This window comes from Methanoculleus sediminis (genome assembly GCF_001017125.1).
Classification (GTDB): domain Archaea; phylum Halobacteriota; class Methanomicrobia; order Methanomicrobiales; family Methanoculleaceae; genus Methanoculleus; species Methanoculleus sediminis.
In genome coordinates this window covers 79,937-96,254 of sequence record NZ_JXOJ01000005.1, presented here as the reverse complement: position 1 = coordinate 96,254, position 16,318 = coordinate 79,937, and the positions used below count along the sequence as shown (strand labels likewise).

General features: G+C 64.2%; 15 protein-coding genes. 8 read left to right on the top strand and 7 right to left on the bottom strand.

Annotation, left to right across the window (positions count from 1 at the left end):
- Positions 1-774 (top strand): TIGR04255 family protein, encoded by a 774-nt coding sequence (locus tag SZ63_RS10060; RefSeq protein WP_048184919.1) that lies wholly within the window; start codon positions 1-3, stop codon positions 772-774.
- Positions 775-803: 29 nt separating this feature from the next.
- On the opposite strand, the gene SZ63_RS10055 is transcribed toward SZ63_RS10060, so the two are convergent.
- On the bottom strand, positions 804-1,022 hold the full coding sequence (locus tag SZ63_RS10055; protein WP_052959129.1) for a DUF2795 domain-containing protein: 219 nt from the start codon (positions 1,020-1,022) through the stop codon (positions 804-806).
- 115 nt (positions 1,023-1,137) lie between these two features.
- Between SZ63_RS10055 and malQ the strand changes: the two genes are divergently transcribed.
- On the top strand, positions 1,138-2,637 hold the full coding sequence (gene malQ / locus SZ63_RS10050; protein WP_082122749.1) for a 4-alpha-glucanotransferase: 1,500 nt from the start codon (positions 1,138-1,140) through the stop codon (positions 2,635-2,637).
- On the opposite strand, the gene SZ63_RS10045 is transcribed toward malQ, so the two are convergent.
- Positions 2,638-2,835: a hypothetical protein gene (locus tag SZ63_RS10045; protein WP_048184917.1), complete on the bottom strand. Its 198-nt coding sequence runs from the start codon at positions 2,833-2,835 to the stop codon at positions 2,638-2,640.
- 161 nt (positions 2,836-2,996) lie between these two features.
- Complete coding sequence (gpmA, locus tag SZ63_RS10040) at positions 2,997-3,746, bottom strand: 2,3-diphosphoglycerate-dependent phosphoglycerate mutase (RefSeq protein ID WP_241481317.1); 750 nt, start codon at positions 3,744-3,746, stop codon at positions 2,997-2,999.
- Between the two features lie 250 nt (positions 3,747-3,996).
- Between gpmA and SZ63_RS10035 the strand changes: the two genes are divergently transcribed.
- Positions 3,997-5,574 (top strand): META domain-containing protein, encoded by a 1,578-nt coding sequence (locus tag SZ63_RS10035; RefSeq protein WP_048184910.1) that lies wholly within the window; start codon positions 3,997-3,999, stop codon positions 5,572-5,574.
- Between the two features lie 216 nt (positions 5,575-5,790).
- Positions 5,791-6,642: an META domain-containing protein gene (locus SZ63_RS10030; RefSeq protein ID WP_048184906.1), complete on the top strand. Its 852-nt coding sequence runs from the start codon at positions 5,791-5,793 to the stop codon at positions 6,640-6,642.
- A 42-nt stretch (positions 6,643-6,684) separates the two neighbouring features.
- Here the strand turns inward: SZ63_RS10030 and SZ63_RS10025 are convergent, their stop codons facing one another.
- Genes SZ63_RS10025 through SZ63_RS10010 form a run of 4 tightly spaced genes read right to left on the bottom strand, consistent with a single transcriptional unit; the run spans position 6,685 to position 10,487 of the window.
- Entirely contained in the window at positions 6,685-7,101 is a 417-nt protein-coding gene (locus tag SZ63_RS10025) for a nuclear transport factor 2 family protein (RefSeq protein WP_048184901.1), read from the bottom strand.
- Positions 7,102-7,153: 52 nt separating this feature from the next.
- Positions 7,154-8,953 carry a molybdopterin-binding protein gene (locus tag SZ63_RS10020; RefSeq protein WP_048184899.1) on the bottom strand — a complete coding sequence of 600 codons (1,800 nt, stop codon included), beginning with the start codon at positions 8,951-8,953 and terminating at the stop codon, positions 7,154-7,156.
- A 16-nt stretch (positions 8,954-8,969) separates the two neighbouring features.
- Positions 8,970-9,788, bottom strand: a complete 819-nt coding sequence (gene tsaA, locus SZ63_RS10015) for a tRNA (N6-threonylcarbamoyladenosine(37)-N6)-methyltransferase TrmO (protein ID WP_048184897.1) — start codon at positions 9,786-9,788, stop codon at positions 8,970-8,972.
- A 57-nt stretch (positions 9,789-9,845) separates the two neighbouring features.
- A complete protein-coding gene (locus tag SZ63_RS10010; RefSeq protein ID WP_048185002.1) occupies positions 9,846-10,487 on the bottom strand; it encodes an FmdE family protein in 642 nt (213 codons plus the stop codon).
- A gap of 323 nt (positions 10,488-10,810) precedes the next feature.
- On the opposite strand from SZ63_RS10010, the gene fdhF reads away from it, so the two are divergent.
- From fdhF to fdhD, 4 genes are all read left to right on the top strand, one after another.
- A complete protein-coding gene (gene fdhF, locus SZ63_RS10005; RefSeq protein ID WP_048184895.1) occupies positions 10,811-12,877 on the top strand; it encodes a formate dehydrogenase subunit alpha in 2,067 nt (688 codons plus the stop codon).
- The gene (locus SZ63_RS10000; protein ID WP_048184893.1) at positions 12,878-14,116 is read left to right on the top strand and encodes a Coenzyme F420 hydrogenase/dehydrogenase, beta subunit C-terminal domain; all 1,239 of its coding nucleotides are present in this window, start codon (positions 12,878-12,880) and stop codon (positions 14,114-14,116) included.
- Positions 14,117-14,520: 404 nt separating this feature from the next.
- Positions 14,521-14,991: a glyoxalase/bleomycin resistance/dioxygenase family protein gene (locus SZ63_RS09995; protein ID WP_241481315.1), complete on the top strand. Its 471-nt coding sequence runs from the start codon at positions 14,521-14,523 to the stop codon at positions 14,989-14,991.
- A gap of 123 nt (positions 14,992-15,114) precedes the next feature.
- Positions 15,115-15,846, top strand: a complete 732-nt coding sequence (gene fdhD, locus SZ63_RS09990) for a formate dehydrogenase accessory sulfurtransferase FdhD (RefSeq protein WP_048184891.1) — start codon at positions 15,115-15,117, stop codon at positions 15,844-15,846.
- Positions 15,847-16,318: the final 472 nt, after the last annotated feature.

The window sequence follows — 16,318 nt, the reverse complement described above, 5'->3', positions numbered from 1 at the left end:
ATGGCAGAGGTAAGAAAGTACGTCAACCCGCCCGCCGCCGAAGTGATATGCGAGTTCCGGTTCCCCGAGGACACCCCCTGGGACCTGACCTACCCCGGCATACTCTACAGTCACTTAAAGGACACCTACCCGAAACGCGACCAGCGCTACGTCCGCGAGGTGGTGATGCTCCTCGGCCCGGAGGGGCTCCGCGAAGAACTCCTGGTCGCCGAACGGTCGATCTTTCTCGCCGAGGACGAAGGCTGCGCTGTCCAGGTCGGGCCACGCCTGCTCTCGGTGAGCTGCCAGAAACCCTACGTCCACTGGGAAGCCTTCTCGGAGCGGATCCACGGGGCGTTCGACCGGTTCCGGGAGGTCATCGGCACCGACGCCATCGGCACCATGAACCTCCGGTACGTCAACTTCATCGAGGTCCCGGAGCAGGAGGTGACGCTCTCGGACTACTTCGCCTTCTACCCCACCCTCCCGCCGGAACTCCCGCGGGTGCCGGCGGGGTTCATCACCGGGTGCGAGTTCTCGTTCCACGACGACCGCGACAACTGCCGGGTGGAACTCACCGACGCCGTCCCCGAATCGACGGAACACAACGCGTTCCTCCTCAATATCGACTACTACCTGGCGGAGGGGAAGAGCATCCCACCGGACGGGGTGGCTGACTGGCTCGAGATCGCCCACACCCACGTGCGGGATATCTTCGAGGCCTGCATCAAAGACACTCTCCGCGACCTCTTCACCGTCCGGGAGGAGGCGACGGCGACTGCAGCGGCACGGTGATATCCGGCCGGGCGCCGCTGCCCATCTCCTCACACCAGCATCCCGATGGTCTCGATCACGGCGTCCGGATTCGCATACCTTCTCTCGGGCAGCCGTTCGAGGGCCCGCACGATATCTCCAGATGCACCTGCCTCGCGGGCATGGTCGACCAGGCCCTGCCGGGTCGCCGGGTAGGGGGCTTCGCGGAGGTATTCCTGAATACGGGACTTGGTCATGCCGGTCGGTAACGCCGTCTCGATCACCTCCATTCCGGCCCTGTTATGGAGCGGGATCTATTTGACCGTACTCACCACCCGGCCGGGATAAGACTATAAGTGGAGACCGCCCCAGAAAGGCGAATCATCCGGTCGGGGGAGACAGCGCATGATTCAGACACGGGGAAGCGGCATACTCCTGCATATCACGTCCCTGCCGTCGCCGTACGGCGTCGGCGATTTCGGCCCGGCGGCATACCGGTTCGTCGATGCGCTTGAGCGGGCCCGGCAGCACTACTGGCAGATGCTGCCGCTCAATTCGACGGAGACCGCATACGCCCACTCCCCCTACTCGAGCCCGTCGGCATTTGCCATGAACACCCTCCTCATCAGCCCCGAGATGCTCGTCCGGGAAGGCTACATCAGGAAGAGCGAACTGGAGCCGGCACCCGGGTTCCCGGACGGGCGGGCGGCATACGAGGCGGCCGCATGGTACCGCGAACGGCTGTTTGCGGTTGCGCATGAGCGGTTCCGGCACTCCGGGCCGGATCGCAGGTTTGAAACGTTCTGCGACGGCGCGGAATGGTGGCTCGACGACCACGCGCTCTTCGTCGCGCTCAAAGATCACTTCCGCGGGCAGGCCTGGAACCGGTGGCCGGAGGAGATCCGGGCCCGGGAGCCGGAGGCCCTCAAAGAGATGCGCGAACTGCTCGACGACCGGATACTAAAAGAAAAATTCCTCCAGTACATCGCCGCCCGGCAGTGGTCGGCCCTCCGCCGCTACTGCACCGACCGGGGCATCCAGATCATCGGCGACATCCCGATCTACGTCGCCTACGACAGCGTCGACGTCTGGGCGAACCCCGGGATCTTCAAACTGGACGAAGACCTCCGCCCGACCGTGGTGGCGGGGGTGCCGCCCGACATCTTCAGCAGGACCGGGCAGCTCTGGGGGAACCCGGTCTACGACTGGGCCGCACTCCGAAAGCGCGGTTACGACTGGTGGGCGGGCCGGATCGCCCGGTCCGGCGAACTCTACGATCTCTTCCGGATCGACCACTTCCGGGCCTTTGCCGACTACTACGAGGTTCCGGCGGGCGATGCGACGGCGGAGCGCGGCACCTGGGTCAACGGCCCGGGGGCAGACTTCTTCGAGGCGCTCGCCAGAAAGCATCCCTGCTTTGCCATCGTCGCCGAGGACCTGGGGGCGAACACCCCCGCTGTCCAGGCCCTCCTCGACCGGTTCGACTTCCCGGGGATGAAGATCCTCCTCTTCGCGTTCGGCGAGGGGATCGGGAAGACCCCGCACATCCCGCACAACTACTGCCCAAACCTCATCTGCTACACGGGGACGCACGACAACAACACGGCACGGGGATGGTTCGAGGAGGAGGCGTCCGACGAGGATAAGCAGCGGTTCTTCGCCTACGCCGGACGGAAGGTCGCGGCGGACGGGGTTCACCGGGAACTCGTCCGGCTGGCGATGACCTCGGTCGCCCGGGCGTGCATCGTTCCGATGCAGGACGTCCTCGGCCTCGGCGCCGCGGCACGGATGAACTACCCCTCGACCGTCACGGGGAACTGGGAGTGGCGGATGACGCCGGAGGAGTTCGCCGGTGCGCCGTTCGAGTGGCTCCGCGAGCTCGCGGAACTCACCGGGCGGGGGTGATCAGTATCTTGCCGTCAGCATCTCGAGTTCTTCCCTGACCGCCCGGCGGACCATCTCCTCGATATTGGTATAATCGCGCCTGGCCTTCTCCTGCTTTTTGAGCATCTCTTCCATCTTCATGATCCCGAGGGAGAGGTTCTTCCCGTACTGCAGGGCGACCTCCAGCGCCTCCTCGTCAACCCGGACGACCCTGGACATAGAATGGTGTTTTCCGGGCGGGGACTTAATTGTTACAGTTTTGTTACAGGCGGGCAAAAGATGTTACAGATCTGTAACACCGGCAGGATTGGCGTTACAATTGTGTTACAGGAGGTAAAACAGGAAGAATTGTCGATAAAAGGCCGGGAGGACATCCCCGGCTATCGCGCTCCCGCCTGCCGGGCCACGCCCCGGGCGGCCGCCGCGACCTCCTCCGGGTCGCCGAGATAGTAATGCCTGACCGCCTTCAGGTCCCCGTCCAGTTCATAGACCAGGGGATAGCCGGTGGGGATGTTCAGGCCCGCGATCTCGTCGTCCGGAACATCGTCCAGATGCTTGACCAGGGCGCGGAGGCTGTTGCCGTGAGCGGAGACCAGGACAGATTTGCCTGCCGCAAGATCCCCGGCGATATGGCTCTCCCAGTAGGGGAGCACGCGCTCGAGCGTGTCGTGCAGGGACTCGGTCGCAGGGAGGGTCTCCGGGTCGAGATCCGCGTAGCGGGGATCGAACCGCGGGTGCCTCGGATCGTCCCGCGCGAGCGGCGGCGGCCGCACGTCGTATGCCCGGCGCCAGAGGTGCACCTGATCCGCGCCGTACTTATCCGCGGTCTCCTGCTTGTTCAGGCCCTGCAGGGCGCCGTAACTCTTCTCGTTCAGCCGCCATGACCGGTGCACGGGAACATACATGAGATCGAGGTCGTCCATCACGATCCAGAGCGTCCGGATCGCCCGCTTCAGGACGGAGGTGTAGGCGACGCTGAACGTGTATCCGCCGTTCCCAAGAAGTTCCGCCGCCCGGTGCGCCTCTTTTATACCCTGCGGCGAGAGATCCACATCGGTCCAGCCCGTGAACCGGTTCTCCCTGTTCCAGGTGCTCTCGCCGTGCCGTAGCAGGATCAACGTTGCCGTCACACTCATTCCCGCACCGGTATGTACTCCCGGCGGGATAAAACCCCTGCATGCACAGGGAGGCGGCCGGCGAGCGGTGCCGGAACGCCCAGATACGGAGGGACAGCCCGTCCTTCACCTTCCGGCGGCATAAAATAACAGGATCCATATAAACCGTATAATCGCCGGATTCGGCAAACCGACCATGCATAAGTTCGATTTTTTTCGTAGCTTACCATTCATTTATCACTCATTCCCGCCCATATGCAGTTGTATGGCACCGAACAGAAGAAGGAACAGGAACTTCATCCTCACGACGGCATCGCTGCTTGTTATCGTCGTGGCGTGCATCGTCGTCGCGGGATGTACGGGAGGCATGTCGACGCCGGGAACGGCCGTCGGACTTACCGGAACGTCCTGGACGCTCGATTCGTACCTCGACGAGAACGGCACGCTCGTCGAGGTTCTGCCGGGAACGGAGGTCACCGCCCGGTTCGACGACGACGGCAAGGTCACCGGCTCGGCCGGATGCAACGGCTACGGCGGCGACTACCGGCTTGACGGAACGACTCTCTCGATCTCCTCGATTGCCCAGACACTGAAACTCTGCACGGAGCCCGAAGGCATCATGGAGCAGGAGGCGCGGTTCATCGATCTCCTCGGCTCGGCGGCGGGCTGCCGGGTTGAGAACGACCGGCTCGTCATCACCGACGCGGAAGGCATCGACGTCCTCTTCTTCGTGAAGGGGGACGTGTCCCCGGGACTCGCGGGAAACACCTGGTGGACGCTCGCGAGCCTCGCCGGGGAGAACGGCACCCTGACACCGGTCCTTGACGGCACGGCCGTGACGGCGACCTTCAGCGCAGAGGGCAGCCTCGGCGGATCGGCCGGGTGCAACCACTACAGCGCGGACTACACCGTGGACGGCGCAGCGCTCACCATCGGCTCCGCCGTCAGGACCGAGATGTACTGCAGCGAACCGCCCGGCATCATGGACCAGGAGGACCGCTACCTCGCGCTTCTCACCGAGGTCGCTTCCTACCGGATGGAGGGCGGCCTGCTGACCCTCATGGACGGCGAAGGTGCCGACATCCTGGTCTTTGAAGAGGTCGTCCGGACGCCCGACCTCCCGTTCGTCGGGACGGACTGGGTGCTTGAGGCACACAGCACCGGTGGAGACGCAGTTTCCTCGGTGATTGCCGGCACGACCATCTCCGCGAAGTTCGCGGCCGACGGCAAGGTCGCCGGGAACGCCGGATGCAACCACTACGGCGGCGACTACCGGCTCGACGGCACGTCTCTCTCGGTCTCCTCGCTCTACAGCACCCTGATGTACTGCGAGACGCCGGGGGTCATGGACCAGGAAGCGGCGTTCATGGGCCACCTCGCGAACGTCTCCTCCTACCGGACGGAAGGCGACCGCCTGATCCTCACGGACGCGGCAGGCACCGATCTCCTCTTCTTCGTGCAGGCACCGGAGGTCACGCCGGCACCGCTCACCGGGACAGAGTGGACGCTTGAGTCCTTCAGCAGCCCCGGCGGGGAGACGGTCTCCTCGGTGATCGTCGGAACCACGATCACAGCGGTCTTCGACCCCGACGGGAACGTCACCGGCAGCGCCGGATGCAACTCCTACGGGGCCGGCTACCGGCTCGACGGCACGAACCTCACCATCGAACCGCCCATCAGCACGAAGATGAACTGCAACAAGCCGGAAGGCGTCATGGAGCAGGAGAACCGCTACCTCAACCTCCTCACCTCGGTTGCAGGCTATCATATCGACGGGAATCGGCTCGATCTCCTCGATGATGCAGGAAAGGCCCTGCTCTCTTACAGCGCGGGCCGGCCCTGATCCGTCCCCCGCTTCCGGCACAGGGGCCGATCGGCCCCTGCCCGATTTTGCCCTTTTGCCCCCGCGGTGCGGCCATCTCTCTTAGGGGCGCTTTCCGACCGGAAACCCCGGATCGGCGCACGATCCATCCGGCTCCGGAGAAGAGGAGAAGAGAGGAAATCTCGATGGAAATGAGTTACTATTTCTTCTCCCACCTCCAACCCCTACACGAGAGAGATGGGAAGAGAGGGACAGAACATACTCGCGAAGACGGCATTCCTGATCATCGTGGCAGCGTGCATCGTCTCGGTCGCCTGGACCGGGGGTCCGGACACGCCTCCCGACGGGACGGGACGGGTCACCGAACCGCTCAGCGGGACGGCATGGAACCTGGTCGCGTTCCGCGCCGACAACGGTTCCGTCGTCGCGCCCCTGCACGGGACGGCACCGCTCATCGTCTTCGGCGAGAGCGGGACGCTCACGGGGTCGGCCGGGTGCAACCTCTACTCCGCCTCTTACCGGATCAACGGCTCCACCATCGCGGTGGAACCGGTCGTCGCCACCGCGGCCTACCCTGTGGATGAGCAGGAACTCGTGCAGCAGGAGAACCGTTACCGGAAGCTCCTCGTGGCGGCCGCTTCCTACCGGGTCGAGGACGACCGGCTGACGATCTCCGGGCCATCCGGACGGGAGATGCTCACGTTCGCGCGGGCAGAGCAGCCCGAGAGCGTGCCGCTGCTTGCGACCGAATGGCACCTCACCCGCTACACCAACGGCAGCGGCAGCACCGTCGCATCGCCGGTGCCCGGCACCGATATCACTCTGGTCTTCGACGACGACGGCACGCTCTCGGGGTCGGCCGGGTGCAACGCCTACTCGGCTCCCTACCGGGTCAATGAGACGGGGATTGGTGTGGAGCGGATCATCGCGACGAAAGCCTCCTGCGCCGAGCCCGCCGGCGTCATGGAGCAGGAGCGCGCCTACCTCGACCTCCTCCGGTCGTCGGCGGGCTACCGGATCGTCGGGGACAACCTTGCGGTCATCGACGGCAACGGCAGGGCGATTCTCTTTTATACGACGCAAGGCTGAGAAGAGCCCGGCGGGAAACCCTTTTTTGCGGGCTCAAAAGAATCAGTCCGTTGGATACGACCGGCCTTCTGCCGAAATCGAGCAGTGCACCTGGGCGAAGATCCACGCATGGCCGGTTCCCCGGAGCACCGCCGTCATCCGCCCGTCCAGGGTCTGCGGGATACCGTCGACGACAAAGTGGCAGGTCATATCGGCCATCACCCAGGCGACCGTCCCCTCGGCGGCGATACGGACGTCGGAGAGATCGAGCGCGATGGTTTCTACCTGCGCAAAGCCACGCTCGAGACGCCGGCGGCAGGCATTCCTCCCGATCACCTTCCCGTCGGCGGCGGTGAAAATACCCCGGAAATCGGGATCGGTGAGCGCCATGATGCTGTCGAGATCTTTTTTCCTCGTTGCCTCCGTCGTCCGCCGGAGCACCGCCATGATCTGCTCCCGTGTCTGCTCGCTGACTCGCATGAGGAGTGGTCATGCCAAAAAAGAGATATGCGTTTCGAGCAGGTGCGGCGGTTCAGGCCGAAAAGACGCCGGACGCATCTTCGTCCCCCGGGTCTCTCCCGATCGCCCGGAGGTACGCGCGGAACTCCGGCGAGCGTACGGCCCCGATGAGGGCGGCGACGCCCTCGTCCGCGGCAGCCTCTTCTCGTACCACCAGATCGCACGACTCATGGCCGATCGGAGTGAACCGGAGCCCCGCCTCCCGCGCTTCAAGGGCCGAACAGACCCGGACGTCCGCGGGAACGCCCGACGGGGAGGCATCGATCCCTTCCCGGTCGAGCCACGAGTCGAGGAGGAACTGCGCCGCCGCGCTCTTCGGCCGGTTGGCAACCCGGAGCGACGCAAGGCTCCCGGCATCGGGAGGATCGGCCGACGCGACCCCCACCTCCGTCCGGGCAACCGGCACCCGGAAGAGGTCGACGTCCGGCAGGTACCGGAGCACCTGATCGCTCCATGCCGATGCAATATCAGGAAGAGCAACCGTTGCCGCGTGGCAGGTGTTCGCCCGCAGGGCGAGCACCGCTCCGACCGTCGAAGCGTTGCAGCAGTGGAACTGGTAGCCGGTCTCCGCAAGACGGTTTCCGAGTTCGCCGAGGACGGGATCCCGCCTCCCGACGCAGACGAGCGTCCGGGAGATGGAGGCGGGCGGGACGGTGAGCCGGACACGCACCTCCTCCCCCGCCTCGATCCCTTCGCGGGCGGCGGGGATGTGGAGGTAGCCGTTCGCCCGGACGACCGCCATCTGGATGCCGCCGCCCCGGGGATGGGGTGTCGCCCAGCAGGTGCCGTCGACCCGTCCGATCGAGACCGGGACGAACTCATCGAACCCGAGATCGGATGCCAGCCTCCGCGCCAGCCGGACGTCCAGCTCCCCGCACGGGAGCGGCGAGAGCCCCCACCACGAGAGGAGGTCCCCGGCAACCTCGCGGAGAATGGTCTGGGCGGCGACGGGATACCCCGGCATCCCGAGAACCGGCCTGCCGCCGATGTTCGCGAGCAGCACCGGCTTCCCCGGCCTGACCGCGATGCCGTGAAAGACGATCTCCCCGAGTTCCTCGACGACGTCCCGGGAGAAGTCGCGGGTGCCGGCCGACGAACCCGCCGAGAGGATGACGAGATCGTTCTCGGCGACCGCCGTCCCCACCGCCTCCCGGATCAGATCGGGTTCGTCGGGGACGATCCCGTAACGGCGGCAGGTTGCCCCGATCCCGGTGAGGTACGCCTCCGCCATCAGGGTGTTCGTCTCGATCGTCTGGCCTGGCCCGGGCGCCGTGCCGAGCGGTACCAGGTCGCTCCCCGTCGGGACGATGCCGACCCGGACCGACCGCACCCGGACCTGACCTATCCCGTAGGTCGCGAGCGCACCGATATCGAACGGCCTGATCCGGTGGCCCTTCGGGAGGACGAGTTCCCCCGCCCTGACATCCTCGCCGGCCCGGCGGACGTGCTGCCCGAACGCGGCCGATTTGCGGATCCGGGGTATGCCGCCCTCGTCCCAGGTATCCTCGATCATGACGACGGCGTCGAACGACGGGGGAATCACCTCGCCGGTGTTGACGCGGGCATACCCGGCGAGAGGCAGCGGCCGCTGGTCCTGTGCTCCACGGGTCTCGCCGCTCTTCACCGCATAGCCGTCGAACTTCGCGATATCGGCAATGGGAACGGAATACCCCGCATACAGGGGCTCGGCCGTCACCCTGCCGACAGCCTCGCGGAGCGGCACGCTCTCGGCGCGGCCCGGCGAAGGGAACTCCCGCCGCATGATCGCGAGCGCCTCGGAGAGCGGGGTAAGGTTCAGGTACCTGCGTGGCATATTCGTGACTCCTGGATCATCGTTTCTGCTGCGGCCGGAAGCGAACGGCGCAGTCGAAGAGCGACGCCTCGCCGGCCGCAAGGATCGCATCGACGCTCTCCGGGACGTCCCGGAGGGAAAAGACCGCCTCTTTTCCGGGGCAGAAGAGAACGTACCGGTCTCCTCCCGAACACCCCAGCCGGCGGTTCCCGGGGCTCGCGCCGGTGATCCCGATCAGTGCGTCGGCGATGCAGGGGTCGGCGCCGGCCGCGACCGACATCTGCGGGTGGCGCAGGTCGCGCTCGAGGATCCGCGTCGCCGCCTCCGCGACCCGCACCGCGACCGCAACGCCGGGGCAGAGCTCCCCGTGGTAGTTCACGGCCTCGCGGATGAGGCCGGCCCGGTACTCGCCGGGGCTCATCTTCCGGATCTTCTCCGTCCGGTCGTGGCCGGTCGCGGAGAAGACGCAGTCCCATCCCGCCTGGTAGGGCTTGATATCGATCACCGGTGTTCCGTCGATCAGGTCGACGTTCGCGAGCGACAAGAACCGCTCATCCCGCACGCCGCGGAGCCGGACCACCGAGACGGAGAGGGGGTTCGGCCGCACCGGCGAGCGGAGAGAGAAGACACCTTTCTCCGGGAGATCGTTCGAGACCTTCCGGGCGACCGCCGTGAGGACGTCCCGGCCGGCCTCGTGCATCCAGCAGACGAGGATCAGGTGCGAGTTCTCCTCGATACCGGAGAGCCCCCCGGCGTACCGGGAAAAGATCTCGACCTCGGCGTCGACGCCCTGGACCGGCATATCGCTCCTGGAGCGAATACCCGAATGCACGAGTCCGATAGGAAAGAGCTCCATGCGGTGCCTTCTATGTCGATTAGGATTTATGCCTCCCCCGTGGGGGAGGGGATCTCTTCAGTACGCTACCTTCTCGTAGTAGGACTGTGATCGGCAGTCGGTGCAGGCACCGTCGACGAGCAGGTTGTCGGGAACCATCTCGCCGCAGATGGAACAGATCGCAGACTTCCACGGCCATTTCTGGGGGACTTTCACCCGCACCCGCTCGTGCGAGAGGAGATCGCGCCCCGCATCGATGATCTCGTCGATCAGATCGATGCCCCGGGTCCTCGGGTCGAAGAGCGGATCTTTCGTGTACCACAGAGCGAACGTCGGATACCGCTCGATCTTATCGCCGTCGACGAAGACCCGGATCCCGTTCACGTACGGGGCGTCGGCCGGCCCGTTCATGGTGATGGCGAACTTCCCGATCGGGATCACCCGGAGGCGGTGATTGCCGGTCGTGCAGTGGGCGATCACCTGCAGGGCGTCGGGCAGGCACTTGGTGGTCTCGCAGACGGCGTAGATCTTCTCACCCTCAGGCGGGTTCAGGAGTTCCAGGGCCTGGTCCACCATGAAGACCCCGACCAGGAGCCCGGGAGCCGCGAAGGTGTGAAAATCGATGCATCGTTTGAAGTCCTCGATCAATCCCGGTGGGGAGCCTTTTGACTCGAGCCGGGCCTCGATGTCTTCCCATGTGTGATTCAGTCTCGGTTGCACGGAGATGTATTTGGTCAAGGTAGGTTGTAAACATTTTGGATCGGTAAATTAAATTCAATTTACCCTGAAAAGGGGGGTGAGGCAGATAATCGGTTAGGCGCCGCCTAATCTCACAATCACTTATATTTCAGGAAGGATACCCAATGCATGGAGGAGGGAGTCTGATGAACATAAACTATACACTATAAAAAAGCCGCCAATGTTAAAAGGGTAAGTTTAAATTTATATATTACTTAGTAGAGTAAAGCCACTATTAACATGTCCGTTCTACCCGGACATGCCTGGCAAAACCGACGTTGAATGCAACTATCGGGAGAATTCACATGGCTGACACTAATGGCAAATTACGTTACGTTCCCACGACCTGCCCGTACTGCGGCGTAGGGTGCGGACTCAATCTTGTGGTGAATGACGGTAAGCTCGTGGGGGTCGAGCCCCTCAAGAGAACACCGGTAAACGAAGGCAAACTCTGCCCCAAGGGAGCCACCTGCTGGGAGTTCGTTCACAGCCCCGACCGGCTGACGAAGCCCCTCATCAAGAAGAACGGTGAGTTCGTCGAGGCATCCTGGGACGAGGCTTACGACCTGATCGCCTCGAAGTTCAAGGAGACCAGCGAGAAGTACGGGCCCAAGTCCCTCGGGTTCCAGGTCTCGTGCCGTACTCCGAACGAAGAGTGCTACATCATGCAGAAACTCGCTCGGGTGGCCTTCAAGACCAACAACATCGACAACTGTGCGCGTATCTGCCACGGCCCGTCCGTCGCGGGGCTTTCGCTTTCGTTCGGCTCCGGAGCCGCGACGAACCCCTTCGAGGACGTCCTGAACGCCGACGTCATCTTCATGATCGGTGCGAACACCATTGAGGCGCACCCGCTTGCAGGCCGCCGGCTCGTCCAGGCCAAGAAAGCGGGCAAGAAGATCATCGTCTGCGACCCGCGCTACACGCCCACGGCGCGCCTGGCCGACGAGTACGTCCGCTACAACCCCTCGACCAACATCGCCCTGATCAACTCGATCATGTACTGGATCATCCAGGAGAACCTCCACGACAAGGAGTTCATCGAAAAGAGGACGACGGGATTCGAGGACCTGAAGAAGACCGTGGAGAACTACGCGGACGTCGAGTCGATCACCGGCGTGCCGACCGAGCGGGTCAAGGAGATCGCCCGGATCTATGCCGGTGCCGACAACGCGGTGATCATCTACTGCCTCGGCATCACGGAGCTCTCCACCGGCACGGACAACGTCCGGTCGCTCGGAAACCTCTCGATGCTCACCGGCAACGTGGGCAGACCCGGAACCGGCGTCAACCCGCTCCGTGGCCAGAACAACGTCCAGGGCGCCTGCGACATGGGCGCATACCCGAACGTCTTCTCCGGCTACCAGAAGTGCGAGGACGACGCCACCAGGAAGCGCATGGAGGAACTCTGGGGCGTCACCGGGCTTGCAAGCGAGTACGGCGTGACGCTGACGGAGCAGATCACCCAGTGCGGCGACCCGATCAAGGCGATGTACATCTTCGCGCTGAACCCGGTCGTCTCCTACCCGGACTCGAACCACGTCATGCGGTCGCTTGAGAAACTCGACTTCCTGGTCGTGCAGGACCTCTTCATGACCGAGACGGCGAAATACGCCGACGTCATCCTGCCCGGCGCATCCTTCGCCGAGAAGGACGGAACGTTCACCAGCGGCGAGCGGCGCATCAACCGGGTAAGGAAGGCCGTGGAGCCCCCGGGCGACGCAAAGGAAGACTGGCAGATCTTCGTCGATCTCGCCCACAAACTGGGACTCCAGGGATTCGACTTCAACTCGCCTGAGGATATCTGGGACGACATGCGGCGGGTCACCCCGTCGATGGCCGGAGCTTCCTACGCAAGGATGGAGAAGCCGGAATCCGTGCACTGGCCCTGCCCCACCGAGGAACACCCCGGAACGCCGATCCTGCACCGCGAGAAGTTCTCGTCGGCCGACGGCCTCGGGCACTTCTTCGGCATCGAGCACCGGCCGCCCGCGGAGGTTGCCGACGCCGAGTATCCGTTCACCCTGATGACCGGACGTCTGCTCTTCCACTACCACACCCGGACCCAGACCGGCCGGGCGGAGCTCCTCCACCACGAGGTGCCCAACGGCTACGTCCAGATCAACAGCGAGGATGCCGCGCGCCTGAAGATCCGGAACGGTGAGAAGATCAAACTCACGAGCAGGCGCGGCGAGGTCGAGACCACCGCGAGGGTGACCGACGAGGTCGCACCCGGCGTGCTGATGATGACGATGCACTTCGCGGATGCGGCCGCGAACATGTTGACGAACACCGCTCTCGACCCGCTCTCCAAGATGCCGGAGTTGAAGCACAGTGCTGTGAAAGTCGAGAAGATCACGGGGGTGCAGTAAATGGCAGCAAAGGGAGATATGGTATACGCCTGGACGACGAGCCCCGATATCGCCAGCGTCGCGGAGTGCGGCGGTGCGGTGACCGGACTGCTCAAGTATGCCCTGGAGAACAAGATCGTCGACGCCGTGCTGGCGGTGAAGAAGGGCGTGGACCTCTACGACGCGGTCCCGACGATCATCACCGACCCGGCCGAGATCGCACAGACGGCAGGCTCGCTCCACTGCGGGACGCTCCTGCTCTCGAAACTGGTCAAGAAGTACCTGGACGGCGCCGAGAACATGCGCCTTGCCGTGACGGTGAAAGGCTGCGACGCGATGGGCCTCTACGAGCTCGCGAAGCGCAACCAGGTCAACCTGGACAACCTTCTGCTGATCGGCGTCAACTGCGGTGGATCCGTCAGCCCCGTGGCTGCCCGGAAGATGATCGCCCAGAAGTTCGGCGTCGACCCGAACGACGTCGTCAAGGAAGAGATCGACAAGGGCCAGTTCATCATCGTCACGAAGGACGGCCAGCACAAGGGCATCTCGATGGACGAACTCGAGGAGGAAGGATTCGGCCGCCGCAGCAACTGCCGCCGCTGCAAGATGAAAGTCCCGCGCCAGGCGGATCTCGCCTGCGGCAACTGGGGCGTTATCGGCGACAAGGCCGGCAAGGCCACCTTCGTCGAGGTCTGCTCCGAGAAGGGTGCGGATCTCCTGAGCAGGGCCGCGAAGGCCGGGGCGATCGCCACGGAGCCCGCGAACCCCAAGGGCATCGAGATCCGCGGCAAGGTCGAGAACGCGATGCTGAAGCTCGGCGACAAGTGGCGGGCACGCTACTTCGATGGGCTCGGTGAGGGCAAGGATCGCCTCCAGAAGATGATGGAGGACTCGAGCCGGTGCATCAAGTGCTACGCCTGCATCGAGAACTGCCCGATCTGCTACTGCGTGGAGTGCAGCACGAAGAAGGACTACCTGGTCCCGCCGGGCGTGCTCCCCGTGCCGTTCATGTTCCACCTGATCCGCTACGCCCACGTTGCGGACTCCTGTGTCAACTGCGGCCAGTGCGAGGAGAACTGCCCGATGGAGATCGCGAACTCGCTCTACATGCACGCCCTGCAGACGGACATGGAGAGGATGTTCGGCCACACCCCGGGTGTGGACATGGAGCTCCCGGTGCTCGCGCTCGTCGAGGAGCAGGCGGAACGCCAGCGGCTCTCCGCAACCGGCAGCGACCAGATCTTCGACGTATTCAAGTAAGCGATGTTCCGAGAAGCCGTCAGGCTTCGAAGGAACGGAGCTCGAGAAAACGCGAAGCGTTTTCGAAGGACGACGGACGGAACGTCCGGAGCATGAGCACCATCAGGTGCGATGGCCCGCAGGCGGTGATGGGGTAACACCCGGAGCCTGATCGGGCCCGACCGGGCGCGTGATCAACAACATCTTGAGTTCCATAAAAAAACCTGAACGCGCCCGTGCCGGGGCGCAGAAGGTGTGTCTGGCAATACCCGGCGGCGGGGAGGATTCCCCTGTCATCTCTTCCCACCCCCGGACAGCCGTTAACAACCTCTTTTATGCCGTTTCCCGGAGCAATCGAGCGAAGCGGTTCCGGAGAGCGGGAAACGCGGAGATCGGAAGGCTGAACTGCTGCAGTGCCCCATGAGATGATCGATATGCGATTCGTATGCCCGCTTATCGTCGTCCGTGACGTAGAGGTCTCCAGGGCGTTCTACGAAGAGGTGCTGGATCAACGGGTTCTCCACGATCTCGGCGAGAACGTGATCTTCGAGGGTGGTTTTGCGATCCACCTTCGGTCGCACTTCTCGGACCTCATCGGCGTCGCCGAGAGCGATATCGTTCCGGGGAAGAACGCCGAACTCTACTTCGAAGAGGACGACCTGGACGCCTTCATGGAAAGACTCGAAGGCACGGACTCCGTGAACTACGTCCACGGACCGATAGAGCAGCCCTGGGGGCAGCGGGCCGTCAGGTTCTACGACCCCGATACGCACATCATCGAGGTCGGGGAACCCATGGAGAGCGTGGTACGAAGGTTCCTCGGCAGAGGGTTCTCGATCGAAGAGACCGCACGGCGCACCTCGATGCCCGAGGAGTTCGTCCGGCAGTGCATGTAGAGAGCGCGGCCACCGGACCGGTATAGTATAGCCCTCTCCCGTGCATGTCTTATGGCATGACCGGCCCCACACGGGGCGGCACCCGGTGTTGCCGGGAGCGTGCGGCGACGTGAAGTGAGGAAGATGTTCAAGAGAATTACCTGTACCCGTATCGGCGGCGAAAGTCTCGCCCGCGATGCCGCCGAAGAGACGCCCGTGGCGGTCTTCGTCAACGGCCGGCACCTGACGACCGTTACCTTGAGCCCCGGCGGATTTGAGGACTTCATCACCGGCTACCTCTATACGGAAGAGATCATCAGGAGCGCCGACGAGATCGAGTCGGTCAGGATCGAGGAGAACCGGATCAGCGTCATCACGAAGAACGTCTTCAAGCGGGTCAGCGTGAAGAAGACCATCCTCTCCGGGTGCGGGGGAGCCGTCTCCTACATCGACACCCGGAAACTGCCCGCGATCGACTCGGGCCTCACGGTCTCCGTCCCGGAGATCGGGGCCGCCGTTGCCGCCCTCACCGCACCCGGCCCGCTCGAAGCGGTTGCCCTCGCCAGCGGAGGCCGCGCTGTCGCCCGGGCAGAAGACCTCGACCGGCACAACGCCCTCGATAGGGTGATCGGCCGGGGGTTGCGGGAATCCCTCGACTTCTCGGAGATGGCAGCGGTCTGCACCGGGACGATCACCTCCGAGATGGTCAGGAAGTGCCTGATCGCCGGCATCCCGGTGCTCGTCTCCACCGGAGCCCCGACCGCGCTTGCCGTGGAGGTTGCGGGGGAGACCGGGCTCTGCATCGTCGGGTTCGCGGGAACGCCGGAGATGGCGGTGTATACGCACCCGGAGAGGATAACTGGGATGGAGGGGTGAGGGGGCTCGTAACTCCGGTGCTCACGTTTTTACCCGGGGCCTGATGGCTTATCAAGCCCTGGCCGTTGCACTCCACCCCTTCATCCCCCACCCCGCCCGGCCTTCGGCCTCCTCACCCGCACCTGTGGTGCTCATGCTCCGGCTCTACGACCCGTCGCACCCCGCCCCTCAGGGCGGGGGCAGTGCGTGGCGATAGTCGGTGGAAAGCCGTACACCGTTCTTCTCCGGGTTCTCCCCCGTGCTGTGGACCGTGGGAGTATCGCCATTGGCGGAGGGGCTGACGGGGAGGGGGAACTCGTTCCCCCTCCCCTGTCTCTACCGGACAAGGACACCTGTATCCCACACCCCACCCAAGGGGCGGGGGCAGTCATGGCGATAAGCGATGGTTCGGAGCGCGATGGTTCGTAAGAACCGGAGCGTGAGCACCGAAGGTGCGAAGCCGGTGGAAAAACCGTATACCGTTCTTCTCCGG